Origin of the sequence: Ensifer sp. ENS02 (assembly GCF_014851885.1) — a bacterium.
Lineage (GTDB): Bacteria > Pseudomonadota > Alphaproteobacteria > Rhizobiales > Rhizobiaceae > Ensifer > Ensifer adhaerens.
The window spans coordinates 187,477-212,444 of the sequence record NZ_JACVAO010000009.1 but is presented as its reverse complement, the minus strand read 5'-3'; the positions used below and the strand labels follow the sequence as shown (position 1 = coordinate 212,444).

At 61.7% G+C, this 24,968-nt stretch carries 19 protein-coding genes; 2 read left to right on the top strand and 17 right to left on the bottom strand.

From position 1 onward, the window contains the following. Positions 1 to 26: 26 nt before the first annotated feature. From serS to IB262_RS20540, 11 genes are all read right to left on the bottom strand, one after another. A complete protein-coding gene (serS, locus tag IB262_RS20590; RefSeq protein ID WP_112976444.1) occupies positions 27 to 1,310 on the bottom strand; it encodes a serine--tRNA ligase in 1,284 nt (427 codons plus the stop codon). A 46-nt stretch (positions 1,311 to 1,356) separates the two neighbouring features. Further along, a complete protein-coding gene (gene tatC / locus IB262_RS20585) occupies positions 1,357 to 2,199 on the bottom strand; it encodes a twin-arginine translocase subunit TatC (RefSeq protein WP_060516991.1) in 843 nt (280 codons plus the stop codon). Beyond that, positions 2,196 to 2,912 (bottom strand): Sec-independent protein translocase protein TatB, encoded by a 717-nt coding sequence (tatB, locus tag IB262_RS20580; RefSeq protein ID WP_112976443.1) that lies wholly within the window; start codon positions 2,910 to 2,912, stop codon positions 2,196 to 2,198. The genes tatC and tatB overlap by 4 nt, the downstream gene beginning before the upstream one ends. 74 nt (positions 2,913 to 2,986) lie before the next feature. Next, positions 2,987 to 3,193 carry a twin-arginine translocase TatA/TatE family subunit gene (locus IB262_RS20575; protein WP_034796642.1) on the bottom strand — a complete coding sequence of 69 codons (207 nt, stop codon included), beginning with the start codon at positions 3,191 to 3,193 and terminating at the stop codon, positions 2,987 to 2,989. A 91-nt stretch (positions 3,194 to 3,284) separates the two neighbouring features. Next, the gene (locus IB262_RS20570; protein ID WP_060516987.1) at positions 3,285 to 4,397 is read right to left on the bottom strand and encodes an ABC transporter ATP-binding protein; all 1,113 of its coding nucleotides are present in this window, start codon (positions 4,395 to 4,397) and stop codon (positions 3,285 to 3,287) included. Between the two features lie 82 nt (positions 4,398 to 4,479). Then, positions 4,480 to 5,208 (bottom strand): SMC-Scp complex subunit ScpB, encoded by a 729-nt coding sequence (gene scpB / locus IB262_RS20565; RefSeq protein WP_060516985.1) that lies wholly within the window; start codon positions 5,206 to 5,208, stop codon positions 4,480 to 4,482. Next, positions 5,201 to 6,019 (bottom strand): ScpA family protein, encoded by an 819-nt coding sequence (locus tag IB262_RS20560; protein ID WP_060517402.1) that lies wholly within the window; start codon positions 6,017 to 6,019, stop codon positions 5,201 to 5,203. The genes scpB and IB262_RS20560 overlap by 8 nt, the downstream gene beginning before the upstream one ends. A 101-nt stretch (positions 6,020 to 6,120) precedes the next feature. Next, positions 6,121 to 7,137, bottom strand: coding sequence for a beta-N-acetylhexosaminidase (gene nagZ / locus IB262_RS20555; RefSeq protein WP_112976442.1), 1,017 nt, complete (start codon positions 7,135 to 7,137; stop codon positions 6,121 to 6,123). Positions 7,138 to 7,289: 152 nt separating this feature from the next. Next, positions 7,290 to 10,166, bottom strand: a complete 2,877-nt coding sequence (locus IB262_RS20550; protein ID WP_112976441.1) for an SPOR domain-containing protein — start codon at positions 10,164 to 10,166, stop codon at positions 7,290 to 7,292. A gap of 63 nt (positions 10,167 to 10,229) precedes the next feature. Next, on the bottom strand, positions 10,230 to 11,990 hold the full coding sequence (argS, locus tag IB262_RS20545) for an arginine--tRNA ligase (protein ID WP_034796661.1): 1,761 nt from the start codon (positions 11,988 to 11,990) through the stop codon (positions 10,230 to 10,232). Between the two features lie 96 nt (positions 11,991 to 12,086). After that, positions 12,087 to 13,304: a deoxyguanosinetriphosphate triphosphohydrolase gene (locus IB262_RS20540; RefSeq protein WP_112976440.1), complete on the bottom strand. Its 1,218-nt coding sequence runs from the start codon at positions 13,302 to 13,304 to the stop codon at positions 12,087 to 12,089. A 212-nt stretch (positions 13,305 to 13,516) separates the two neighbouring features. On the opposite strand from IB262_RS20540, the gene erpA reads away from it, so the two are divergent. Continuing rightward, positions 13,517 to 13,849 (top strand): iron-sulfur cluster insertion protein ErpA, encoded by a 333-nt coding sequence (gene erpA, locus IB262_RS20535; protein ID WP_034796669.1) that lies wholly within the window; start codon positions 13,517 to 13,519, stop codon positions 13,847 to 13,849. 61 nt (positions 13,850 to 13,910) lie between these two features. On the opposite strand, the gene IB262_RS20530 is transcribed toward erpA, so the two are convergent. After that, positions 13,911 to 15,374 (bottom strand): phosphatidylserine/phosphatidylglycerophosphate/cardiolipin synthase family protein, encoded by a 1,464-nt coding sequence (locus IB262_RS20530; RefSeq protein ID WP_112976439.1) that lies wholly within the window; start codon positions 15,372 to 15,374, stop codon positions 13,911 to 13,913. A gap of 206 nt (positions 15,375 to 15,580) precedes the next feature. Here IB262_RS20530 and xth point away from each other — a divergent pair, with 206 nt between their 5' ends. Then, the gene (gene xth, locus IB262_RS20525) at positions 15,581 to 16,372 is read left to right on the top strand and encodes an exodeoxyribonuclease III (protein ID WP_112976438.1); all 792 of its coding nucleotides are present in this window, start codon (positions 15,581 to 15,583) and stop codon (positions 16,370 to 16,372) included. A 79-nt stretch (positions 16,373 to 16,451) separates the two neighbouring features. Here xth and exoR read toward each other — a convergent pair whose 3' ends face one another. The 5 genes from exoR to IB262_RS20500 all read right to left on the bottom strand — a co-directional run bounded on the left by exoR (position 16,452) and on the right by IB262_RS20500 (position 24,842). Then, positions 16,452 to 17,258, bottom strand: a complete 807-nt coding sequence (gene exoR, locus IB262_RS20520; RefSeq protein WP_034796672.1) for an exopolysaccharide production regulator ExoR — start codon at positions 17,256 to 17,258, stop codon at positions 16,452 to 16,454. A 468-nt stretch (positions 17,259 to 17,726) separates the two neighbouring features. Next, complete coding sequence (locus tag IB262_RS20515) at positions 17,727 to 19,001, bottom strand: OmpP1/FadL family transporter (RefSeq protein ID WP_112976437.1); 1,275 nt, start codon at positions 18,999 to 19,001, stop codon at positions 17,727 to 17,729. A gap of 499 nt (positions 19,002 to 19,500) precedes the next feature. Next, a complete protein-coding gene (locus IB262_RS20510; protein WP_034796674.1) occupies positions 19,501 to 22,341 on the bottom strand; it encodes a valine--tRNA ligase in 2,841 nt (946 codons plus the stop codon). A 121-nt stretch (positions 22,342 to 22,462) separates the two neighbouring features. Continuing rightward, complete coding sequence (locus tag IB262_RS20505; RefSeq protein ID WP_112976465.1) at positions 22,463 to 23,266, bottom strand: PopZ family protein; 804 nt, start codon at positions 23,264 to 23,266, stop codon at positions 22,463 to 22,465. A 208-nt stretch (positions 23,267 to 23,474) separates the two neighbouring features. Continuing rightward, positions 23,475 to 24,842, bottom strand: a complete 1,368-nt coding sequence (locus IB262_RS20500; RefSeq protein WP_034796676.1) for a TolC family outer membrane protein — start codon at positions 24,840 to 24,842, stop codon at positions 23,475 to 23,477. Between the last annotated feature and the right edge of the window lie 126 nt (positions 24,843 to 24,968).

Sequence of the window (24,968 nt, the reverse complement as noted above, 5' to 3'; positions counted from 1 at the left end):
GATGCCGCACTCCCCTCGACGTTCGCTCAGGCTACCTTTTCGATGCGCGTCTGGCCGCCCATGTAGGGGACCAGCACCTCCGGCACCGATATCGAACCATCGTCATTCAGATAGTTCTCGATGACGGCGATGAGCGCGCGGCCGACGGCAACGCCCGAACCGTTCAGCGTGTGAACGAAGCGGGTTCCCTTGTCTTCCTTGGTGCGATAGCGGGCGTTCATGCGGCGCGCCTGGAAATCGCCACAGACCGAGCAGGACGAAATCTCGCGGAACGTATCCTGTCCCGGCAGCCAGACCTCAAGGTCATAGGTCTTGCGGGCGCCAAAGCCCATGTCGCCGGTGCAAAGGGTCATGACGCGGTAATGCAGGCCGAGGCGCTTCAGCACCTCCTCGGCGCAGGCGGTCATGCGCTCGTGTTCGGCAACGGACGTTTCGGCATCGGTGATCGAGACGAGTTCCACCTTGTTGAACTGGTGCTGGCGCAGCATGCCGCGGGTATCGCGACCGGCAGAACCAGCTTCCGAGCGGAAGGACGGCGTCAGCGCGGTGAAACGCAGCGGCAGCTTTTCGCCTTCCAGGATCTGCTCCCGGACGATGTTGGTCAGCGGCACTTCCGCCGTCGGAATCAGCCAACGGCCATCCGTGGTGCGGAAGAGGTCTTCGGCAAATTTCGGCAGCTGGCCGGTGCCATACATCGCATCGTCGCGCACCAGAAGCGGCGGTTGCACTTCGGTGTAACCATGTTCCTGGGTGTGCAGGTCGAGCATGAACTGGCCGAGCGCGCGCTCGAGCCGCGCCAATTGGCCCTTGAGGATCGTGAAGCGCGAACCGGAAATGCGAGCCGCACCCTCGAAATCCATCAGCCCGAGCGCTTCGCCGATTTCAAAGTGCTCGCGCGGCTGGTGGTTCCAGGTGGGCTTCTTGCCAACCACGCTCTTGACGACGTTGCCGGTCTCGTCGGCACCGACGGGTACATCGTCCAGCGGGATGTTCGGAATGCGCGACAGGGCGTCGTTGAGCTCGGCCTCGATTTTGCGGCTGTCCTCTTCGAGCGCCGGCATGGCGTTCTTCAGGTCGGCAACCTCGGCCTTCAGCTTATCGGCGAGCTCGGCATTCTTCTGCGCCATGGCCGCGCCGATATCCTTCGAGGCCGCATTGCGGCGCGACTGCATGTCCTGCAGCGCCTGAAGATTCGTACGGCGGCGTTCGTCGAGCGCGATCAGAGATGCCGACAAAGGCCCCGCGCCCCGCTTCGCCAGGGCGGCGTCCAGCATCTCGGCATTCTCACGGATCCATTTGATATCAAGCATTTTCGTTCCACGCGTTGGTCAGATCACGGCGCGAAATCTCGAATGCTCAGCCCTTGGCGGGGCCGACCTCTCCGGAAGATCCTTCCTGCGACTCGGCAGCCTCGCTCTTGAGCGCGTCCGCTGCCCGCTGCCTTTCGACGAGTCGCGCCGTATAGATCGAAATTTCGTAGAGAAGGATGGCTGGCAGCGCAAGGCCGATCTGGGAAATCGGGTCCGGCGGCGTGAGCACGGCCGCGACAACGAAGGCGATTACGATCGCGTATTTGCGCTTCTCGGCAAGACCCTGCGAGCTCACGAAGCCGACGCGGGCAAGAAGCGTGGTGATGACCGGGAGCTGGAAGACAAGGCCGAAGGCGAAGACCAGCGACATGATCAGGCTGAGATACTCCGAGACCTTCGGCAGGAGCTGAATGGCCACCTGCCCTTCGCCACCGCCCTGCTCCATGGCCAGGAAGAACCACATCACCATCGGGGTGAAGAAGAAATAGACAAGCGCGCCGCCGAGCAGAAACAGGAGCGGTGACGCGACCAGGAACGGCAGAAACGCCGCGCGCTCGTTCTTATAGAGCCCCGGTGCAACGAACTTGTAGATCTGTGCAGCGATTACAGGAAAGGCGATGACCAGCGCGCCGAACATCGCCACCTTAATCTGGGTGAAGAAGAACTCCTGCGGCGCCGTGTAGATGAGCTCGACATTGCGATGGTTGAGGCCCGCCCAGCTCACGGCCCATTTGAACGGCAGCACCAGAAGGTTGAACAGGCCCTTGGCGAAGTAGAAGCAGACGAGGAACGCAGCGAAGAACGCGCCGATGGCCCACATCAGGCGCTTGCGCAATTCGATCAGATGCTCGATCAGCGGCTGCGGCCGGTCCTCGATATCGCCGCTCATGCTTCACCTTTCTTGCGCGCGCTGGTGCGCGGCTTTGACGTCTTGGCAGCAGGCTCTGCCACTGTCGGCGTCACTTTTTTCTTTTCAGCGGCCGGCTTCGCGGGCGCCTTGGCAGCAGACTTTGCCGTGGCCGACTTGGATGCAGTTGTTGCCGTCTTGGGCGCTGCCGTTGTCGACTTGGGCGCGGCCTTCTTTACAGCCGGCGTCGCATCGGCCTTCGTTCTGGTCGCACGCTTCGACTTTTCTGCCGGTACGGATGCGACCTCTGCGCGCTCGATCTGGCGATTGGCCGAACCGATTGCCGCAGCGGCAACCGCATCTGCGGGCTTGGCTTCGACCGCGGCCGGCGCAACGGCCGGTTCGACGGCAGAAACCGTATCGACGGTGTTCGGTGTCGCAGGCTGGTCGGGTGTCGCCGCCTTCTGCAGGTCCGCCTTGATATCGTTGCCCATCTGGCGCAGCGGATTGATTGCATCGCGCAACGCATTGGCCGGATTGAGACTTTGCGCGTCGCTGATGGTCTTTCGAACCTCGTCAAGGTCCGCTTCGCGCAGCGCTTCATCGAACTGCTGACGGAATTCCGATGCCATGCCGCGCATCTTCGAGGTCATGCGGCCGAAAGCCCGCAACATTGGCGGAAGGTCTTTCGGCCCGACAACCACGATCAGAACGATTGCGATGACGACGAGCTCGGTCCAGCCGATATCAAGCATGCGATATGTCCTGCAAACCCTTGATGCCGCCAGCCCGGTATGGACACCGGACAGGCTTCACCGACACCAGACTGTTAGCGAACTTCGTCAGACTTGTGGTCAACGGTCTTGCTGTCGAGCGTCTTGTCGGTAGCAGCCGCCTCATCGTCGGACATGCCCTTCTTGAAACTCTTGATGCCCTTAGCAACGTCACCCATCAGTTCGGGGATCTTACCGCGACCGAACAAGAGCAGCACCACGACCAGAACGATCAGCCAGTGCCAAATGCTTAACGAACCCATGCTCTTACTCCTCTGAGCCTTCCCCGATTTAGGCTCTATCACATGTCAATTTTCAGGCGTGCCTCAAGCACGCGTCTCGTTGTGACAGAACCTAAGATGCCGAACTGCTTTTTTCAAACAGTAATATATCCCGCTCGTTAACTGAAAGCATTACATCACGCAATCCATGCGGCAATCGGTCCGCCCTGATGCGCGCCCGAACCACCTCTTCACAACGCGGCACAGCGAGCTCCAGAAGCTCGACCACGCCGATGAAGCGACGGGAGAGAATGCGGGCGGGAATGTCGCCATCCTCTTCGCCGACGCGCACTCCAGACAACCTGACAGCCACCGAGAGGCGCTTACCTTCCGGATGGGGGCCGGCTGCAACGCTTCCGACCGGCGTTTCGACGCGGCCGTCACGAACCTGCGCATCGAAGACGTTGATCTCCGAGAAGAAGCCGGCGGCAAAAAGATCCCTCGGCTCGCGGTAGAGTTCGTCGGCCGTTCCGACCTGAACGAGGCGCCCGTCCTTCAGGAGCGCGATGCGATCCGCCATGCGCATCGCCTCTTCGGCGTCATGCGTGACGACGATAGCCGTTGCCCGCGTTTCCCTGAGGATCGCCAGCGTATCGGCACGGATCGAATCCTTCAGGCGCGAGTCGAGGCCGGAAAATGGTTCGTCCATGAGCAGCACCGCCGGGCGCGGCGCGAGCGCGCGGGCAAGCGCTACGCGCTGCTGCTCGCCGCCGGAAAGCACGTGCGGATACAGATCGGCATAGTGCGACAGGCCGACACGCTCGAGCGCCGCATCCGCCTGGATCAGACCTTCCTTCTTGGGGATCGCCGTCAGACCGAAACGGACGTTGTCGCGGATCGTCATGTGCGGGAAAAGCGCAAAGTCCTGAAACATCAGCCCGACGCCACGCTTTTCCGGCGGCAGGAAGACAGAGGGGCCGGAGATTTCCTGGCCATTGAGCATCAGACGCCCAGCGCTCTGCCTCTCGATACCCGCGGCGATACGCAGCAGGGTCGTCTTACCGGATCCCGAAGGCCCGAGCAGGCAAAGGACCTCGCCGGCCTTTGCCGCCAGGCTGACGCCCTTGATCGTTTCCTTGGCGTGATAGCTGTGGTGAATATCTTCGAAGGTCAGGCTCGCCGCGAAGGAGACGCCCGCTGTCCGTCGCGTGGTCATGACGGGAGCGTCCTGCGGATCTGAAACCATGCTCTTGCATTCCTTGACACCAATGGCGCAGGGTCAGCGGGCCCCGACGCCATGGAAAGCCGATATCTATAATCAGGTTTTTCTAATCGGCTTCTTCGCCCTTCGGTGTCAAGAGCCCCAGTTCCTCCAGGTCGAGCTGGGTGATCGGATCCTCGTTCTCGGCCAGTTCGTCGTCGCCGGTCGGAACGGGGATGTTGAGGTTCGAAGGCACGCGGCCGGAGAGCAGCCCGGCGCCCTTCAATTCCTCGATGCCCGGCAGGTCGCGCAGTTCCTCAAGCCCGAAGTGATCGAGGAAGTCGCGCGTCGTACCGAAGGTCACCGGACGCCCCGGTGTGCGCCGGCGCCCGCGGAACCGGACCCAGCCCGCCTCCATCAACACGTCGAGCGTACCCTTCGAGGTCTGCACGCCGCGGATATCCTCGATCTCGGCGCGCGTAACCGGCTGATGGTAGGCGATAATCGACAGAACCTCGAGGGCTGCCCTTGAAAGCTTGCGGACCTCCTGTTCGTCGGTCTGAACGACGAAAGAGAGATCGGCGGCCGTGCGGAAGGCCCAATGGTCGGCCACCTGAACGAGGTTGACGCCGCGCGTCGCGTAAACGGCTTTAAGCCGCAGCATGATCGTGCGGACATCGGCGCCACGCGGCAACCGGCTCTCGATATAGGCCTCGGACACCGGCTGCGCCGAAGCGAACACCAGGGCTTCGGCGATCCGCTCGGCTTCCTGCTCCAGCCGGGGGTCGAGGGATGCCGTTTCGATCTCGTCCTCCTCGTCGGGAACGCCAGGCAGGTACTTCTGGGCTTCAGCCACGGGCTGCCTCCATCTCGGCGAGAGTCTCCGCATCGATCGGATTTGGTCCGCGCCGGAGATAGATCGGCGCGAAGGCCTCCTCTTGGCGGATCTCCAGACGGCCCTCGCGAACCATTTCGAGCGACGCGGCAAAGGAGCTGGCGATTGCCGTCGCTCTCTCCTTCGGCGTCGTCATGTAGCGCACGAGAAAATGATCGAGCGCAGTCCAGTCGTCGAGACCACCGATCATGCGGGCCAGGATCAGCCGCGCATCGGACAGCGACCAGACGTGGCGCTTCTCGATTGTCACCTGGGTGATCGCCTGTCGTTGGCGCAGGCCCGCATAAGCGCTCAGCAGATCGTAGAGCGAAGCGTCGAAACCGGATTTCCTCTCGGTGACGATATGCTCCGGTGCGCCTCGGACGAAAACGTCCCGGCCGAGCCGGTTTCGGTTGATGAGCCGCGTCGCCGCCTCGCGCATCGCTTCCAGCCGCTTGAGCCGGAAGGCCAGCGCCGAGGCCATCTCCTCGCCGGTAGGACCATCATCCTTCGCCTGCTGCGGGATCAGCAGCCGCGACTTCAGATAGGCGAGCCACGCCGCCATGACGAGGTAATCGGCCGCAAGCTCGATGCGGATGCTGCGCGCGCGTTCGATAAAGGCGATGTACTGTTCGGCGAGCGCCAGGACGGAAATGCGCGAAAGGTCGACGCGTTGGCTTCGGGCGAGATGCAGCAGCAGGTCGAGCGGACCTTCGAAGCCGGCGATGTCGACCACCAGCGCTTCCTCATGCAGTCCGCGCTCGGCAGTCTCGTCCTGCCACAAGGGCTCCATCGGCGCCTTCGACGCAGGCTTGCCTTGTCTTTCGCCCGCATTGCTCACTGGCAGCCCGATCCTTTCCTTCAGTCTCTGTTTGCCGTCAGCCTCAGTTTGCCTCAGACGGTTGCAAACAGGGCATTGAACTCCGCCCGCAGATCGACTTCGCTCGCATCGTCAGGCGCCCGGAACGCGGCTTCGGCGGCCCGCGCCCGGCGCAAGCTTTCGCCGGCCAGAACCGGGACGACATCCGCGACGGCCTTCATTTCCTCCATTATGCCATGACAATGCAAGACGAGATCAAGTCCCGCAGCAATGATGCTGCGCGCGCGGGTCGTCATGTCGCCGGCAAGCGCGTTCATCGACACGTCATCCGACATCAGCAGGCCGTCGAAACCGATATGGCCGCGAATGATCTCGCGCACGACCTTCGCAGAGGTGGTCGCCGGATTGTCCGGATCGATCGTGGTGAACACCATGTGCGCCGACATCGCCATCACCTCGTCCTTCATCGCAACGAAGGGCAGGAAGTCGCTCGCGGCAAGCTCGTCGAATGTGGCGCTGACGACAGGCAGGTTGTGGTGCGAGTCGACGAAGGTGCGTCCGTGGCCCGGCATATGCTTCATTACAGGCAGCATGCCGCCGGCCTTCAGTCCCTCGCCCATCGCACGGCCGATTGCCGTGACGGTCTCGGGATCGTGTCCATAGGCGCGATTGCCGATGACGTCGTGGCTGCCGGGCACGGGCACGTCGAGCACAGGCAGGCAATCGACGGTGATGCCGAAGCGCATCAGGTCAAAGGCATGCAGGCGTCCCATCAGCCAGGCGGCGCGCAGACCGAGCTCCGCGTCGCGGCGGTAGATTTCGCCGATCGCCGCGCCATTCGGATACTGCTGAACGAGCGGTGGGCGGATGCGTTGAACGCGTCCGCCTTCCTGGTCGATGAGCACGGGCGCATTGGGATTGCCGATGCTGTCGCGAAGGGCTGCCACCAGATCCGAGATCTGCTGCTCCTCACCAATGTTGCGACCGAAGAGGATGAAGCCCCAGGGGCGTTCTCCTGCAAAGAAATCGCGCTCGTCGCTCGTGAGGGAAAGGCCCTTGCAGCCGGAGATAAATGCTTTTGATTCGCTCATCCCAAAAGCATAGAGCGCGGGCTGCCCGGCGCGAAGCCACAAAGACAGCGCACCCCCACTCATGCACAAGGTCATGGGCATCGGAAGCCCGAAAACGCGAAGGGCGCGGCCTCCTCGGCCGCGCCCTTCGTCAACTCGATCATTATGCCCGTTTACTTGGTAACCAGGCAGCTTCCGCCGGCGCCCTTGTACTTGGAGCAAAGGGCATTGGCCTCGTCCTTCGAACCGGCCGGGATGCGGACGCGGTAGTAGGTACCCTTGCCGGCGATCTCCGCCTTGCGGATGTCGACGCCGCGGCCGCCGATGACGCTTCCGAACTTGCTCGAAAGGCTGTTGTAGGACTTCTGCGCCTCGGCTTCCGACGGCAGAGATGCGACCTGGATGAAGTAGCCACCGGCCGGAACCGATGCCGTGGCAACCTGCTGCGCGGGCTGGGTCTCAGCCGGGAGAGCGGCCTGCTCTTCCGCCGGACGGGCGATTTCGGCAGGCTGTGCGGCCGGACGGGTCTGCGGCGTCGGCGCCTTGTCGCCACCGGCAGAAGCCGTCGTCGTGACGCTGCGCACCGGAACCTGTTCGATGTTGGCGTTACCCGTTGCGGCAAGCGCAACCTGGTCGGTGTTGGCCGCAGCCTGGCCTGCAGCAGCGACTTCATTCGAAGGCGTTGCGGGCAGCGGCTGGGTCGTGCCAGCGACATCGGTCGCCGGTGCCGCAACCGGCTCCTCGCGAGCGACCAGCGTTCCATCCGGCTTGACGATCATCGTGCGCACCTTCCTCGGTGCGACGGCCGGCGTCTTGTCTTCTTCCTGGGCAGCGGTCTCGCCGTTGGCGCCATCCGGCAGCAGGCGATCGCCGTCCTCTTCGTTGGGCAGTGCCGTCTGCAGGGTTTCGGCCTCGTTGCTGCCTTCGAGCGGCAGGGTCTCCGGCGTCAGCGTCCTCTGGACGACATCCATCGGCTCCTCGGTCGAAGAGACCAGGGCTTCCTGCTGCGGGGCACCAGCCTGAGCACCGGCAACGCGGTCATAAACCGCCTTGTCCTGGTTCGGCACGGTCTTGCCGCCCTTTTCCTCGGGCACGACCTTGACCGGGGCCTTGTCGGCCAGAATGATCTTCGGGCCTTCGGCCGAGCTGACCGCGCCGCTACCGCCCATCCAGGCGTAGACGGCAGCGCCACCAAGGATGATGACGCCGGCAACGCTTGCCGCGAGCAACATCGTGCGCTGCGAGCGACGGCCGGTGCCATATTCGCGGTATTCGCCGGCATCCTGCTGGGTCTGCGCCGCTGAAACCCGTTCGGCATCGCGCGCAACCGCCGGACGCTCGACGATCGAGCGGCGGAAGTCTTCTTCCATCGCCTTTTCAAACTCGTCGAAGTCGTCAAGCGAGCCCTGACCAAAGGCCGGAGCAGTGGCAGCGGCCGGTGCCGGACGGGCCGGCTCCATCTTTTCAACTGCAGCCGGACGGCTCTCCTTGACCGGAGCCGGCGCTCCGAAGAGCTGGGCCATTTCCGCGTCGATGTCGAGATCGTAGTCGGCCGGATAAGCGACCGGCTTCTCGGTCTCGATAACCGGCAGCTGCGGCACGTCCATATCCGCGATCGGGGCGACGCCGTTCTCGGCTTCGGCAATCATCGACGGATCGAAGGGCAGCGTGCTCTCGGGCTGTGCTTCCTGGCGCTCGACCGGCGCGGGAGCGACGTAAGGCTCGACGAACCGCTCCGGCTCGCGCTGCGGAACGGCCGCCTGCGCGACCGGCTGCACCGGTGCTTGCGGCACGACGGCAGCAACGACCGGCTCATCTACGGTGACGTCTGCGAAGTCGAGCTTCAGCGCCTCGTCGGAGAGCTCAATTTCGAAGTTCTCGATGTCGAAGCTCGGCTCGTGCTCCGGCTGCGCAATTGGCTTGGCCACCTCGACCAAGGGTTCCGCGACCTGAACGGGAGCAGTAGCCACTGCCGCAACCGGCGCTGCAACAGCGGCCACCGGTGCTGCGACCGACGATACCAACGGGCCGGCAAAGGCACGCTGCTGGCTGGCGCCCGAGGCGGACGCAACCGGCGTCGCACGGCTGAAGGTGGGCGTAAAGGGATAAGGGCTCTTCTTTATCGGAGCGGCAGTGGCAACCGCTGGCGTGACCACCGGCGCAACGACGGGCTGTGTTTCCACATGGAGAGCCGGATGCGACTGGACCGCAGCGGCAACCATCGCTGAGACCGGCGGAACCGGGAACCGTTCTATGTCCGCCAGAAGATCGTCACGGCCAGCATCCTGCTCGACGACTGCCTGAGCTGCGACCACGTCTTCCTGATAGGAAGGCTCAATTTCACGCTCTTCGGCCGCGACATCGAAGCGCGGCTGTTCATAGGCCGAAAATGCATCCGCAACCGGAGCCGGCTCGGCCCAGACCGGAGCGGCTTCGACGGCCGGCGCCTGCCATGCATCGACGAACTGATCACGCGGATCGATATCCTGCGGCTCGACGTGCGCCGCAACCTCGGCAACGTCGTCCGACAACAGATCGGCTTCGCCAAGCGACAACTCGAGTTCGCGCTCAAGGTCAAACGCCGGCTCGTCGACGACGGCCTCGGCGTTGCCGTCTTCGGCAACCTGCGGCGCCACGGAGAAGGCGTGAACCTCGGCATAGTCCTCGTCAGCGACGGGGGCTGGCGCCGCTTCGACGCGTTCGGGCTGGACGAACACCGGCTCGTCAAGCTCGGCGACGGGCTCCGCCACCGGCTCTTCGTGAACGACGACGTGTTCAGCTACCGGCTCGAACCGGGGCTCTTCGATCGGAGCCGGCTGCGGTGCGGACCGCGGCGCGTCGTAGCTGTCGAACGCGCGAAGCAGCTCGTCTTCGAGATCGAAGGCGGGATCTTGACGCACCGCCTCCTGGTGTCGTTGCAGTTCCTGCAACTGTTGGACGGCCGGCCGGGCATCGTAACCGACGATCCGGGCGAGTTCGGCCAACGGATCATCGTCTGCCAATACATCGAATTCAGCCGGCCCGCTTCGTGCGAATTGTTTGTCTGCCATGCTCTCCACTCACAATTGCCTGTATCGCTGTGCCAGTGCATTGTGGGAAAATGGTGACAATACTTATCGCATTTCCTCCGGTGCGGAGGTGCCTGTAATAGACAGGCCGGATTTCAATACCGAAGCGACAGCATGCACCAGCCCGAGTCTGGCAGTACTTAATTCTCTATTTTTATCGTTAACAAAACGTAATTCCGGATTCTCTTTACCTTTGTTCCAATGTGCGTGGAAGGCGGCGGCAAGATCATACAGGTAAAACGCGATGCGATGCGGCTCCTGAGCCAGTGCCGCAGCCTCGATGACTCGCGGATATTCTGCGAGCTTGGCGACGAGCTGGAGCTCCGTCGGATCCGTGATCTGGCCCAGAACGGCACTGGCGAGATCGACCGATTCGAGGTTCAGATCCGGGAATGCGTCCGCGGCCTGGCGGAAGACCGAGCGGCAGCGCGCATGCGCATACTGCACGTAGAAGACCGGGTTATCCTTCGACTGTTCTGTTACTTTAGCAAAATCGAAGTCGAGCGGTTCCGAGTTCTTCCGATAGATCATCATGAATCGAACCGGATCGCGGCCGACTTCATCGACGACATCGCGCAGCGTGACGAAGTCGCCAGAGCGCTTCGACATCTTCACCGGCTCGCCGTCGCGGAAGAGCTTGACCAGCTGGCACAACAGAACCGTAAGCTTCGACGAACCGCCGGAGACGGCCCGCGCCAGCGCCTCAAGGCGCTTGACGTAGCCGCCATGGTCGGCACCGAGCACATAGATCATCTCGTCGAAGCCGCGGTCGAACTTGTCCTTGAAGTAGGCAACGTCGGCGGCGAAGTAGGTATAGCTGCCGTCCGACTTGATCAGCGGCCGGTCGATATCGTCGCCGACCTCGGTCGAGCGGAACAGCGTCTGCTCGCGGTCTTCCCAATCCTCCGGGAGCTGGCCCTTCGGCGGCGGCAGCGTGCCCTTGTAAACGTGCCCCTTGAAGGTCAGGTCGTTGATCGCTGTGCGGATGGCGGCAGCACCGTTCGCGTGCAGCGTGCGCTCGGAGAAGAAGACGTCGTGATTGACGTTCAGCGCCGCGAGATCCTCGCGGATCATCGCCATCATCGCGTCGATCGTCCGGTCCTTGACGAGCGGCATCCACTTGTCTTCAGGCATCAGCCTGAGGCTCGTGCCGAATTCGTCGGCGAGCGCCTCGCCGACTGGCACGAGATAATCGCCCGGATAAAGGCCCGGCGGGATCTCGCCGATCTCTTCGCCCAGCGCCTGGCGATAACGCAGGAATGCGGACCGCGCGAGAACGTCGATCTGCGACCCCGCATCGTTGATGTAGTATTCCTTCGTGACCTCATAGCCGGAGAAGGCCAAAAGGTTGGCCAGCGCGTCGCCGACAACGGCTCCGCGGCAATGGCCGACATGCATCGGGCCGGTCGGGTTGGCCGATACGTATTCGACGTTGACCTTGCGGCCACCACCGACAGCGCTACGGCCGTAGTCGACGCCCGCACGCGCCATGCCCGACAGCAGCTTCTGCCAGTAGGAAACAGAAAGGCGGACGTTGATGAAGCCCGGACCGGCGACGGAGACGTCGGTGACTTCCGGATCCTGCTTGAGCTTCTCGACGATGAGTTCGGCAAGCGCGCGAGGATTCATGCCGAGCGGCTTTGCCAGCACCATCGCAGCATTGGTCGCAACATCACCATGGCTCGGATCACGTGGCGGCTCGACATTGACACGGCCGAAGTCAAGCTCGGATCGCTTTTCTCGAACGCTTTCAAGCGTTTCGAGAATGTCCTTAATTCTTGATTCGAAGTCCGTGAAGAGATTCATCTGATCCGTCCGCTTTTCCCGGCCACAAGTGACCGGCGCAAAACTCAAAAAGGAGGCTCGGTTCGGCCGAACCGCAAGCCTCCGGGCGGGGGGTCCCTAGCGCAAATCGGGCGTATGGTCAAACAAGCGCTTGTGCACGCTGATCGCAAAAGTGTCGGTCATGCCGGCGAGGTAGTCGCCGACGTGCCGCGCCCGCGCCGGCTCCGCCATGCCGGCAATCTGGTCGATCCAATAGTGCTCACGCATCAGCTGCGGGTCGTCCATGAAGGCATGATAGAGATCGCAGACGATCGAGGCTGCATTTTCGCGCACGCGCATGACTTCCGGGTGCCGGTAGATCCGGGTCATCAGCAAGCGCTTGATCTGCTTGTCCGTCTCGCCCATCTCCTCAGAGAAGGTCGCCATCACGGTGCCGGCTTGGCGCACATCGGCAGCACGTTGCGGCCTTATCTCGCCGATCCGTTGCTGCGCGACGCCGATGACGTCCTCGACCATCGCGGTAATCTGACGCCGCATGATCTCATGCGTGAAGCGGCTGCTTTCAAGACCGGGATAACGGTCATGGACCTCGCGCATCAGGCGCGCGAGAAACGGCACGTCTTCGAGCATTTCGAAGGTGAGATAGCCAGCCCGCAGACCGTCATCGATATCATGGGTGTTGTAGGCGATATCGTCAGCAATGGCCGCGACCTGCGCTTCGAGGCTCGCAAAACTCGCCAGTTCCAGATCATGCAGCGCGCAATAGTCGAGGATCGGCTGCGGCACGGGCCCTCGCGTGCCCTCACCGTCCGCGGTTAGCAACGGCCCGTTGTGCTTGACCAGGCCTTCCAGGCTCTCCCAGGTCAGGTTCAACCCGTCGAACTCGGCGTAGCGCCGCTCGAGCTTGGTGACGATGCGCAGCGACTGGGCATTGTGATCGAAGCCGCCATAGGGCTTCAGCATCTCGTGAAGGGCATCCTCGCCCGTATGGCCAAAGGGCGTGTGGCCGAAATCATGCACGAGAGCGACGCCTTCGGCCAGATCTTCGTCGAGCTTGAGCGCGCGCGCCAGAGCCCGGGCGATCTGCGCCACCTCGATCGTGTGCGTAAGACGGGTGCGGTAGTGATCGCCGTCAGCGGCAATGAAGACCTGCGTCTTGTGCTTCAGGCGGCGAAACGCAGTAGTGTGCACGATGCGGTCGCGGTCGCGCTGAAAATCGGAGCGCGTCGCACTCGTCGCTTCGGGAAAAAGCCTGCCGCGCGTCATCCAGGGATTCGACGCGAACGGCGCATGTTCACCATAACCGAAGCCGAGCGCATTTTTGTCGAATGTCATCTTCCACCTAATTCGTCGTCCCATTGACGGGACATTCAAGCCTTCATACCTATAGTGAAAGCTACGGAAACGCGTGATGCAAGATCGACCGATTCCGCAAGCGGAAGCAACGGCTTGGCCGCGGGTCTTGAAAGAAGCCCCGAAACCGACCAGATCGCATGCTTTAACACAGGGCAATTCTCTCCGGTTCTTGACCCCGGCAGGAGGCAGATATGACGCATGAAACCGTGACCCTCTCGGACGCTGCAGCGAAGCGGATCGCCACGATCCTGCGTTCCGACAGCCACAACAACGCCATGCGAGTGTCCGTCGAGGGCGGCGGCTGCTCGGGCTTCTCCTACAAGTTCGACCTGGTCGACAGCAGCAATGACGACGACCTGGTGCTGGAAAAGAACGAAGCCAAGGTCCTGATCGACAGCCTGTCGCTCGTCTATATGGGCGGCTCGGAAATCGACTTCGTCGACAACCTGCTCGGCCAGTCGTTTCAGATCAAGAATCCGAACGCGGTTGCAAGCTGCGGATGCGGAACGAGTTTCTCCATCTGACGCCAGCGCCCCACGTCTCTCTTAGCCGGCTCCGTTTCAACAACGAACGGAGCCGTTTGCGTCAGAGATAGGGCGATCCGAGCCAGAGCATGCGGTTCGCCAATCGATCCGCGAACGACTTTTTGCGCAGCCTTTCGAGCGTGACCGGCTCGGCTGATGCGAGAATGTCGGAGATCGTGCGATTGATCGCCTCGGCGAAGCCATGGTCGAGAACCTCAAGGTCGAACTCGAAGTTGAGGCGCAGGGAGCGCGGGTCGAGATTGGTGGACCCGACATAGGCCCAACGCTCGTCCACGGTCAAAAGCTTGGAGTGGTTGAAGGCGCCCTTCGCCCGCCAGACGCGACAATGGCCCTTCAGCACCTGATCGAACTGCGCAGTCATCGCCCTGTCGACCAGCAGCAGATTGTTGACTGCGGGAACGATGATATCCACCTCGACGCCGCGGCGCGCGGCGGTGACGAGCGCGCTGATCAGTTCGCGGTCCGGCAGGAAATAGGGTGACATCACGCGGATATTCTTCTGCGCGACCGAAAACGCCCCCATGAGCATCTTGTGATTGGTCTCATTGGTGGCGTCAGGTCCGGATGGCACGGCGCGCATCAGTACCGACGGCCCATCCGCCGGCAGCGGTGCCTCTTCGATCGCCCATGCGGGGCCCGCCAGAACCTCGCCACTTGAGAATTGCCAATCTTCGAACGAGACCTGGAAGATATCGGCGACCACCGGTCCGGCCATGCGGAAATGCGTATCCTGTGCCGGCGCCTGACCGGCGATCTCGCTGGTGAAGCCCACCCGGATGTTCATGCCGCCGGCAAAGGCAACCTGACCGTCGACCACGAGGATCTTGCGGTGCGTGCGCAGGTTGGCATAGGGCAGCCGTAGCCCCATGATGATGTTGCCGTTGAAAACCGCCGTCGGAACGCCCGCCGCCTCCAGATGACCGACAATGCTCGGCACCGAGTAGCGCGCGCCTACGGCGTCAATCAGCACCCGCACCTCGACACCGCGCGCCACCGCCGCGATCAGGGCGTCGGCAAAGCGCAGGCCTATGACGTCGCGATCGAAGATATAGCTTTCGAGCAGGATCGAGCGCCGGGCGCCGGCGATCGCTTCCAGCATCGCGGCATAGACGGCATCGCCGCCGGCGAGCACCGAAATACGGTTGCCCGTGCACATGCGATGGCGTGAAACGCGGTCGCCGAGGATCTTCATCGCCGCAAATCGTTCTCCGAACTGCACCGATATGTCGGCATCCGAAATGTCGAAGCGGCCGAACTGATCCGGCCCCTGCCCGCGCAACAGAGCGCGTTGCGAGCCGATCGAGGAGCGCCGGATACGGTTGATTCCGGCAACGGCATAGATCAGCGCGCCGACGATCGGCGAAAGCAGGACGACACCGACCCAGCCGGCCGCGGCGCGCACGTCGTCCTTCGTCATCGCGGCATGAATGGCCGCAGGGATGCCCAGCGCGAAGGACAAAAGCGCCAGTATATGCGGCCAATAATTCTGCACGAGATCGATCATGGGCGGGACTATAGCCCGCCAACGGGCGGAATCAATTCGACGCCTGCAGCGTATACCGTATCGACCGCTGCCCCCTGATGGGAAGCGTCGGTGCGGCTCGCGCGCGCTGTTGAAAACCCGCAGGCAACGGATTTGTCAAAAGAATCCGGAGCGGCTAGAAATGACCCCGCCAAGGACTTAACCGACATGGAAGGGCGTTTCGAGCCATGAAGATTGCCACCTGGAACATCAATGGCGTCAAGGCGCGAATCGACAGCCTGCTGGCCTGGCTGAAGGAAAGCGGACCGGATATCGTCTGCCTGCAGGAGATCAAATCGGTCGACGACGGCTTTCCGCGCCTCGAGATCGAGGCGCTTGGCTATCATGTCGAAACACACGGCCAGAAGGGCTTCAATGGCGTCGCGCTGCTTTCCAAGCTGCGGCCGGACGAGGTCAATCGCGGCCTGCCTGGTGACGAGACGGACGAACAGTCACGTTTCATCGAAGGTGTCTTCTCGGTCGAAGGCGGCGCGATCCGCGTCTGCTCGCTCTACCTTCCGAACGGAAACCCCGTCGACAGCGAGAAATACCCCTACAAACTCGCCTGGATGCGCCGGCTTGAGGCCTATGCGAAGCAGCGCCTGTTGCTCGAAGAACCCTTCATCCTTGCCGGCGACTACAACGTCATCCCCGAGGAACACGACTGCTGGGATATCAAGGTCTGGCAGAACGATGCCCTCTTCCTGCCGGAAACGCGCGAGGCATTTCGCCGGCTGCGCAACCTCGGCTTCACCGACGCTGTGCGCGCGACGTCGGACGCTGTGCCGCTCTATACGTTCTGGGATTATCAGGCCGGCTGCTGGCCGAAAAATTTCGGCATCCGCATTGATCATTTGATGCTGTCGCCGGAGGCGACCGATCGGCTGGTGTCGACATCCATCGACAAGCATGTCCGCGCCTGGGAGAAGCCTTCGGACCACGTGCCCGTCATCGGGACGTTCGCGTTCGCGCCCGCTTAAGGCGCGTTTTTCCAGATCTTAGTGTGTGGAGAATGGTCCCAGGGCCGGCGGCGGTTCGGGGACCGCTCGACGATGACAATCAGTCGTCGTCGCCCTGCATGTGCAGGTTCTGCGACAGTGCGATTGCGGTGCGTCGATCGTCCTCGCTGGCAAGCGAGAAGGCCTGCTCCTGCATCGACTGCATCCACGGCCGATCCTTCGGCGAACACTGGTCGAGTGCCGCAGTCATGAACGCGAGACCACGAACGGTCTGGCCTTCCTGGAAAATCACATTGCCAAAGACGCCCATGGCGCCGGCGTGACCGCTCTTGCGCGCACGATTGAGCCATTTCTTGGCCTGCTGAACGTTCACGCTACCGCCCTCGCCCGACAAGAGCATGCGCGCGAGCTGGAACTGCGCCTCGGCGACGCCGAAGGTCGATGCCGCCTGGAAATAAAGCTGGCGCGCCTGGGACATGTCGGACTTGATCGGGCTGTCGGGAATGCCGCGACGATAGTAGCCGGCAAGGGAGATCAACGCGTTGACGAAGTAACCGGTGTCTTCCGAGCCTGGCTCCACACCCTCTTGGGCGATTTCGCTATAGATCTTAAAGGCTTCAAGGTCGTTCTCGGCGACGCCGTCGCCATAGGCGTACATGTTGGCGAGGGCCCAGCGGGATCCGGTGTGGCCCTTCTCGGCCGCGTATTTGTAAGCTTCTACGGCCTCGTCCTTGCGGCCATTCTTGTAGGCGGAAAACCCGAACTTGAAGAGCGCGAACGGACCTGATTCTTTGGTGACGCCCGCACCGGGATCAAAAGCGTAGGCCGGCATGGCGAAGGTCCCACAGACCGCCAGCGACACGCCGAGTATCGCAACCTTTAGTGACTTTAGTTCACCCGCAAGCATCACAGTCTAATTCTTCCGTTCCAGCCGGCCACGCCGAACCCATCACCGCTGCAAACACACAAGCCCGGACGACCCGCCGCCGGGAACTGCACCAACTCCGCCGACAAAGCCGGCGCAACCTTTCCACAATGAAACTTCGACATAGTCCCCGAAGCAGTCATTTTGATGGACCACTTGCACTGGCGTGCCGGAGGCCACATTTCTCATGACGGTCATCGATCCAAGTTTCATTTCACCCCAAACGCTGCAGGTATCGCACTCACATTGCAGGCTTGTCCCTATATCGCTGCTCCCTGTTTGTGGCGGGAAATGGACATAGCCGGAACGAGTCTGATCCTAGCAAACTCTAGCATTAAAAGTGTTGCTGAATCGTCACATTGCGGGACAGTGCGGACGCGTGGTTAAGAGGCTCCACACATAAGAAAGGCCCGGTAAAACCGGGCCTTGAAATGTCGGACAGAGGAAAGATCAGAACTTGACCTTGATCGAGGTCGAGAGGGCGCCGACGAAATCATCGTCGAAATCATAGGATGCCCGGTTACCGTAAGGCAGACCATCCTTGTAGACGGTGCCGGAATGCCCACCCGTCAAAATGCCGACTGCGCCAGCCACGCGCCACTCGATGTTCTCAGTGGCGTTGTAGGAAACACCAGCACCAAGCGTCCAGGTGTCCGTCTGCGTGCCGAGGCCGGTGCTGGTGCCGCGGTCCCACGTCAAGCTTGCCGCGCCACTCCACTTTTCATTGAACTTGTGCCCAACACCACCGGAAATCGTCCAGCCGTCGCGATAAAGAAGGTCGAGCGTCGTTGCTTCTACGGGGCTTCCTGCCTTGCACGCCGCAATTCCGCGGGTCGAAGTGGGGCAGAAAGGCAAGATCTGAAGCTGGCTCCAATCCGTCCACTTGACCGATCCGAACACCACCCATCCGGGAGCTACGCCGGTTTGAATCTTAAGCTCCAGCGAATCCGGCATGTCGGCAGTGCCGTAGACATCCGTGACCTTGCCCGACAACGGGTTTCCTACCGGCGGGAGCTGACGCAGGTCCAGAGTTCCGGTCACGTCGCCGAGGTCCACCGAGCTATTGTAAACGAGGCTGGCACGAACTGCGTATTCCGGAATTTCGTAGCCGACGCCAGCGCGCCAACCCCAACCATCGCCCTCAAGATCCAACCGTCCGATACCGTTGCGTCCCGCGGTCAGCGCGGGCGGCAGCGGAAGAACAGTCAGGTCCTGTACCAGCCGTTCTTTGAACCCGCTTACCTCTTGGTAAAAAACGCCGCCAATGACGCGAAACTTCCCTGGTCCCACATCCCATTTGTAGGAGCAAGTTGCTGCATAGTTGTCGCTGTCGATCTTTGTTTCGGTGTTATCGTTGGCGCCCGCCCAATTCCGACCCGGATTGGTATGTGCGCCCCAAGGCTGAGAGTAGTCAGCCATACAGTCAACGTTGCTCCCGAACGCAGCCTTCACGCCAATGCGCGGTACCCAATAGCTTTCCGTATCGCCAATACCGGAATTCGGACGACCATTCAGGTTACCACCGCTGGGGGCATCCTGGACGTTGTTCAGCTCGCGCTGCGGATTGACGTAGGTCGCCGATGCTTCTGCGGCATAGTCCGACGGGTCGAACAGCAGATCGATGTTGTAACCGCCGCGCTCAAGACCGCCCGCGTGCGCGGCGGAGGCAAACAGCAAACCCGCTGCTACCGACAGAACACCCCGCTTCAAATTCATGTGAGCCATCCAGCTCCTCCCCCTGCACTGCAAAACTGCGACATTCCACCTCATGTCGTGTGGGCCGAAGTATTCTCACGATCCCGTGAAATCGCAAATGCGAGATCTAGCAGTTAGCAGGCTCGATCGGTCACAGAATTTACGTAAGATTCTCATGATTTAGCCACAATGACGCCAGATCGGAACCATTTTTCCAAAATCATGGATAAAATCCACTGAATTAGAATGGATTTCCAAACCATCGAAAACCTGTGTCGCCTGAACAACATTATCGCTTTTTGCGGTAGAACAGCGAAAAACTCCGTTGAAGTTCCGCTCAAACGCCACGCGCGCTTAATGACCCGCGCAGCAGATTCAACTGATCGAATCAATGCAAAATCTCGATAGGCTAAAGTCTATCTTGTATCTCTAAAATAAAAAATCCGCGGCATTTCTGCCGCGGATTTCGATTTCTGACGGTCAGGCATTCTCTTGAACGCCCTCTCGTTGAATCCGTCGATTAACGGCCTCAACCGGCCTCGGCGACGCGCGTCAGCGCAACGCTCAGCGATTCCTTCTGGAGATCGAGCTCTACGAGGCGTTCACGTTCCGCTTCGACCAGTTCCGGCTTTGCATTGGCGACAAACTTCTCATTGGCCAGCTTGCCGAGGATGCGCTCGCGCTCGGCTTCCACCTTGGCGATCGCCTTCTCAAGCCGGGCCTTCTCGGCGGAAAGGTCGATCAGGTTGCCGAGCGGCAGGCAGGCCGTTGCCTCGCCAACGACGATCTGGGCGCTACCGCGCGGCGCAACAGTGGCGTGGTCGATATGCTCGACGCGCGCCAGACGACCGATGGCCTGCGCATGCTGCTGCAGGCGCTCGCGCGTCAGGTTGTTGGCACCGACAACGATCAGCGGCGCAGTTGCCGCCGGCGGGACGTTCATCTCCGAACGAACCGAACGAATGCCCGAAACCAGATCGATCAGCCAGTTGATCTCGTCGGCCGCCGTGTCGTCAGCATAGGACGGCGCCGGCCATTCGGCGTGGCACAGCAGCGTCGAACGCTCCTGGCCCTCGCCTGCCGTCTGCGCCCAGAGCTCTTCCGTCATGAACGGCATGAACGGGTGCAGCAGCTTGTAGATCTCGTCGAGAACGTAGGCGACGCAGGCCTGCGACTCGCGTTTTGCCGCTTCGTCCTCGCCACTGAAGATCGGCTTCAGCAGTTCGAGGTACCAATCGCAGAACTGGTTCCAGACGAACCGGTAGAGGCTGCCGGCCGCGTCGTTGAAGCGATAGGCATCGAGCGCCTCGGTGACGTCGCGGATGGTCCGCGACAGCTCCGTCAGGATCCAGCGGTTGACGGTGAGCGATGAGGTTTCGGGAATGAAACCATCGCTGCTGGTAACGCCATTCATCTGGGCAAAACGCGTCGCGTTCCACAGCTTGGTGCCGAAGTTGCGGTAGCCGGCGATGCGGGCCGGGTCGAGTTTCACGTCACGCCCCTGGGCCGCCATGATCGCCAGCGTGAAGCGCAAGGCGTCAGCACCGTATTCGTCGATCAGTTCGAGCGGATCGATGACGTTGCCCTTCGACTTCGACATCTTCTGGCCGTTCTTGTCGCGAACGAGCGCATGGACATAGACCGTATGGAAAGGCTCGACCGGAGTGCCGTCGGCATCCTTCATGAAGTGCAGGCCCATCATCATCATCCGGGCGACCCAGAAGAAGATGATGTCGAAACCGGTGACCAGCACGTCGGTCTGATAGTACTTCTCCAGTTCCGGCGTCTCGTTCGGCCAGCCGAGCGTGGAGAACGGCCAGAGCGCCGAGGAGAACCAGGTGTCGAGAACGTCTTCGTCACGCGTCAGGATTTCGCCCGGCTTGAAGTTCTCGAGCAGATCCTCGACATAGGCCTTCATCGGGCCTTCATGCGCCAGATAATGCTGGATCGCCGCGTGCAGCGCCTCTTCCTCGGTCTTTTCGACGAAGACCTGACCGTCCGGACCGTACCAGGCCGGGATCTGGTGCCCCCACCAGAGCTGGCGCGAAACGCACCAGGGCTGAATGTTTTCCATCCACTCGTAGTAGGTCTTCTCCCAGTTCTTGGGAACGAAGTTGGTCCGACCTTCCTTGACGGCCGCGATCGCGGGCTTGGCCAGCGTCTTCGCGTCAACGTACCATTGCTCTGTCAGACGCGGTTCGATCGGCACGCCGCCACGGTCGCCATGGGGAACCATGTGCTTGTGCGGCTCGATCTTGTCGAGCAGGCCCGCCTCTTCGAATATGCGAACGATGATCTTGCGCGCTTCGAATCGGTCCTTGCCTTCGAGTTCGTCCCAGGCACCGTGCAGGGCAGCCGGATCGCTGAGCCCTTCGAGGAAATCCTCGTTGTCCTTGATCGTGATGCGGCCTTCGATCGTCATGATGTTGATCGCGCGCAGACCGGCGCGCTTGCCGACGTCGAAGTCGTTGAAATCATGCGCAGGCGTGATCTTCACCGCACCGGTACCGGCGGTCGGATCCGCATAGTCGTCGGCAACGACAGGAATGCGGCGACCGACGATCGGCAGAATGACGTGCTTGCCGATCAAAGGCTTGTAGCGCTCATCCTCCGGATTGACCGCGATGCCGCTGTCTCCGAGCATGGTTTCAGGACGCGTCGTGGCGACGACGAGGTAATCGCGCTTTTCCCACTCGGTCGCCTTGCCCTCTTCATCGAAGGCGACCGGGTAATCGAAGGTTACGCCAGGCTCCAACGGATAGCGCAGGTGCCAGAGGTTGCCGTTGATCTCGTGCTGCTCGACCTCCAGATCCGAAATCGCGGTCAGAAGCTTCGGGTCCCAGTTGACCAGGCGCTTATCCTTGTAGATCAGGCCTTCCTTGTAGAGCGAAACGAAGACCTCGAGAACGGCCTCAGACAGCCCTTCGTCCATGGTGAAGCGTTCGCGCGACCAGTCGCAGGACGCGCCAAGACGCTTCAATTGGTTGAAGATGAGCCCGCCCGATTCGGCTTTCCATTCCCAGACCTTCTCGATGAAGGCTTCGCGGCCCATCTGCCGGCGGTGCTGCTGGCTCTCCATCAGCTTACGCTCGACGACCATCTGGGTGGCGATGCCTGCATGGTCCATGCCCGGCTGCCACAACACATCCTTGCCGCGCATGCGTTCGAAACGAACGAGCACGTCCTGAAGCGTGTTGTTGAGCGCGTGGCCCATGTGCAGCGAACCCGTCACGTTCGGCGGCGGGATCACGATGCAGAAACTGTCGGCGCCGGGCTTGGCACCCGCCCCTGCACGAAACGCGTTTTCTTCGTCCCACTTCTTGGCGATACGCGGGTCGACGGATGCGGAATCGTAGGTCTTATCAAGCATTTTGGAGCCAATTTACGAGATTGATGTCAGCGTCTTGTAAACCGGAACGGCCGGTGCAAGTCAACACGAACGCAAAAAGCCGCGACGATCGCGCGGCTTCTTTCGTGTTCGGATTCGGCTTTTAGCGGCGGGGGCCGCGCGCGACGCGTTCGATTTCCTCGCGGACGAGCCGCTCGACAAGCGTCGGCAGATTGTCATCGAGCCATTCCTGCAGCATCGGCCGTAGCATCGCTTCGGCAATTTCATCAAAGGAACGCCGCGATTCCTGATCCACTGCGTGGGCAAGATCGCCGAACGACTGAGCGACCTTGCGGCCGACCTCCGGCGAGACGATCGCCGCAAGCGCCGTCTCCGGCGCGGGCGCTTCCGGCGGAACGACGGCGGCCACCGGCGGAACCGCGCTTAGAACTTCCGGGAGTTCGACTGGCGGCGGCGCTACGACTTCCGGCTCTGCCGGCGCCTCAACAGCAGCAGCGGGCTCGATCACCGGCGCTTTCGGCGCGGAAACCGCCGCCATGCGCGAGGTGACGACCGGACTGTCCTGAATAGCGACGACCTGCGGCGCAGGCGGCACCTCACGTCCGGCAAAGCCCGTCGTATGACGCTCGGACGCGGCGCGAACCCGTGCTGCGACATCGGCAAGTGAAAGCGGCGGCTGCGCTGCCGGCGACGGCTCCGACAGCCCGGCCTGGCTGTCCACGACCGGTTCGACAAACGCGGCCTTGGGCGCCTCATCGCGTCGGCCAAAGGCGATCGTCTCGATCTCGCTGTCGATGGTCAGCTCGATCTCGTCGTTGCCCTCGTCCTCGAACTGCTCCTGCGGCGCAAATCCGGCTTGCCCGGGTTCGTTGCTCTCAATGATCTTGCGAATGGATGCCAGGATTTCATCCATCGACGGTTCACGCGCGACATTGAGCTGTGCCATTTCCATCCTCGTTTGACGCGGCAGACATGTGTCCCAAAACTGGACATGCGCCGATTTCCGACAAACCTTAAGTGAGTTCGCGAACGAAACATACGCCACGAATCAACGCTAAGGATTCTTGCACAGATTTGTTTTCAGGGGAAAAAATAGAAACGCCCCGGGGAAGACCCGAGGCGTTGGCAAGTACTCAATAATGCGAACGGACGCCTTAGCGACCGTCAACGGTTCGCAGACCGAACCACTTGTCCTTGACCACTTCGTAGTGCTCTTCGGCACGGTATTCGGCAACCTGCAGGCCCTGATCCTTCACGGTCAGCCGCGCGGCGGCAGCAAGCAGCGAATAGCTCGCAACGACCGCGTCGCGCTGGGCAACGGCCAGAAGTTCCTGTGCCTGAAGCACGTCCTGCTGCGAATCAAGCACGTCGAGTGTCGTACGCTGGCCGACCTTGCGCTCTTCGATCACGCCATCGAGAGCCAGCTTGGCGGCGGAGATCTGCGCCTTGTTGGCGGAGATGCGCGCAATCGCGGCTTCCAGCTGAGCATAGGCGGAGACAATAGTCTGCTGTACCGCCGCACGCGCCGAATCGACGAGGATGCGCTGCTGGCCGAGACGTTCCTTGGCCTGGCGGATCTGGCCGTACTCGGCGCCACCCTGATAGATCGGAACTTCGAGGCGAGCCGTAATGCTCGATGCATTGCTATCGAACTGGCTGGCATTGCCGGTGGTGCGGCCAACCTGGCCCTGCAGCGTCACACCGGGGAGCATCGTGCCTTCCGCCGACTTGACCTGATAACCGGCCGAATCAACGGAGTACTGCGCCGACAGAATGATCGGGCTTTCGCGCAGACCTGTCGCGACGGCCTGATCGAGCGTGCGCGGCAGGGCCTTCGAAGCCGGCGAAGCCTGCTTGATGCCGCGCGGCACATCGCCGACGATCTGTACATAGGTCGCTTCGCTCTGCTTCAACTGAGCGACGGCGACGATAAGCTGCGACTGGGCATTGGCGAGCGAGGCTTCGGCGAGGCTCACGTCCGTTCGGGTACCTTCGCCCACATCGAGACGGGCTTTCGCCGCGTTCACCTGCTCCTGAAGGAAGGCGATGTTCTGCTTGCGGATCGATACGAGCTGCTGGTCGCGCGCGATGTTGGAATAGATGGTCGCGGCCGAAAGGAGAATCGATATCTCGTTGGCGCGCAGCGATTCGCGGGTCGCAAAGACGTTCGATTCAGCGGCGCGCACATTGTTCAGCGTCTGAAAGCCGTCAAACACCATCTGGTTTACGGTGATGCCGACCTGTCCCTGGTGGAGGTCTTCGCTCAGGGTCTTTTCTCTGTCGATGGTCGAAAGCGTTCCGGACGCGAATGCCGCCACCTGGGGGCGAAAGCCGGACTTGGCAATCGGCACGCTCTCGTCGGTCGCCCTGAGGCCGGCCCGCGCGGCGTTCAGGTCAGGGTTGTTTGCGTAGGCTTTGGCCATTGCGCCGAAGATCGTTTCGGCCAGTACTGCGTGCGGTGCAAGCAGCAAGCTTGTCGAAACGGCGGCCAGGAGGGCCGCTTTGCGGACAATCGACACCATTACTTCTCTCTCCGATCGGGGCGGCAGAGCCTGCCCTCTATTTCCGCGGCGCCGCTCTTTGTGCAAAAAGCGACCCCAACTAGACACGGCGATGAAGCGCTCACACCGCCCACTGGTGAGCAAATC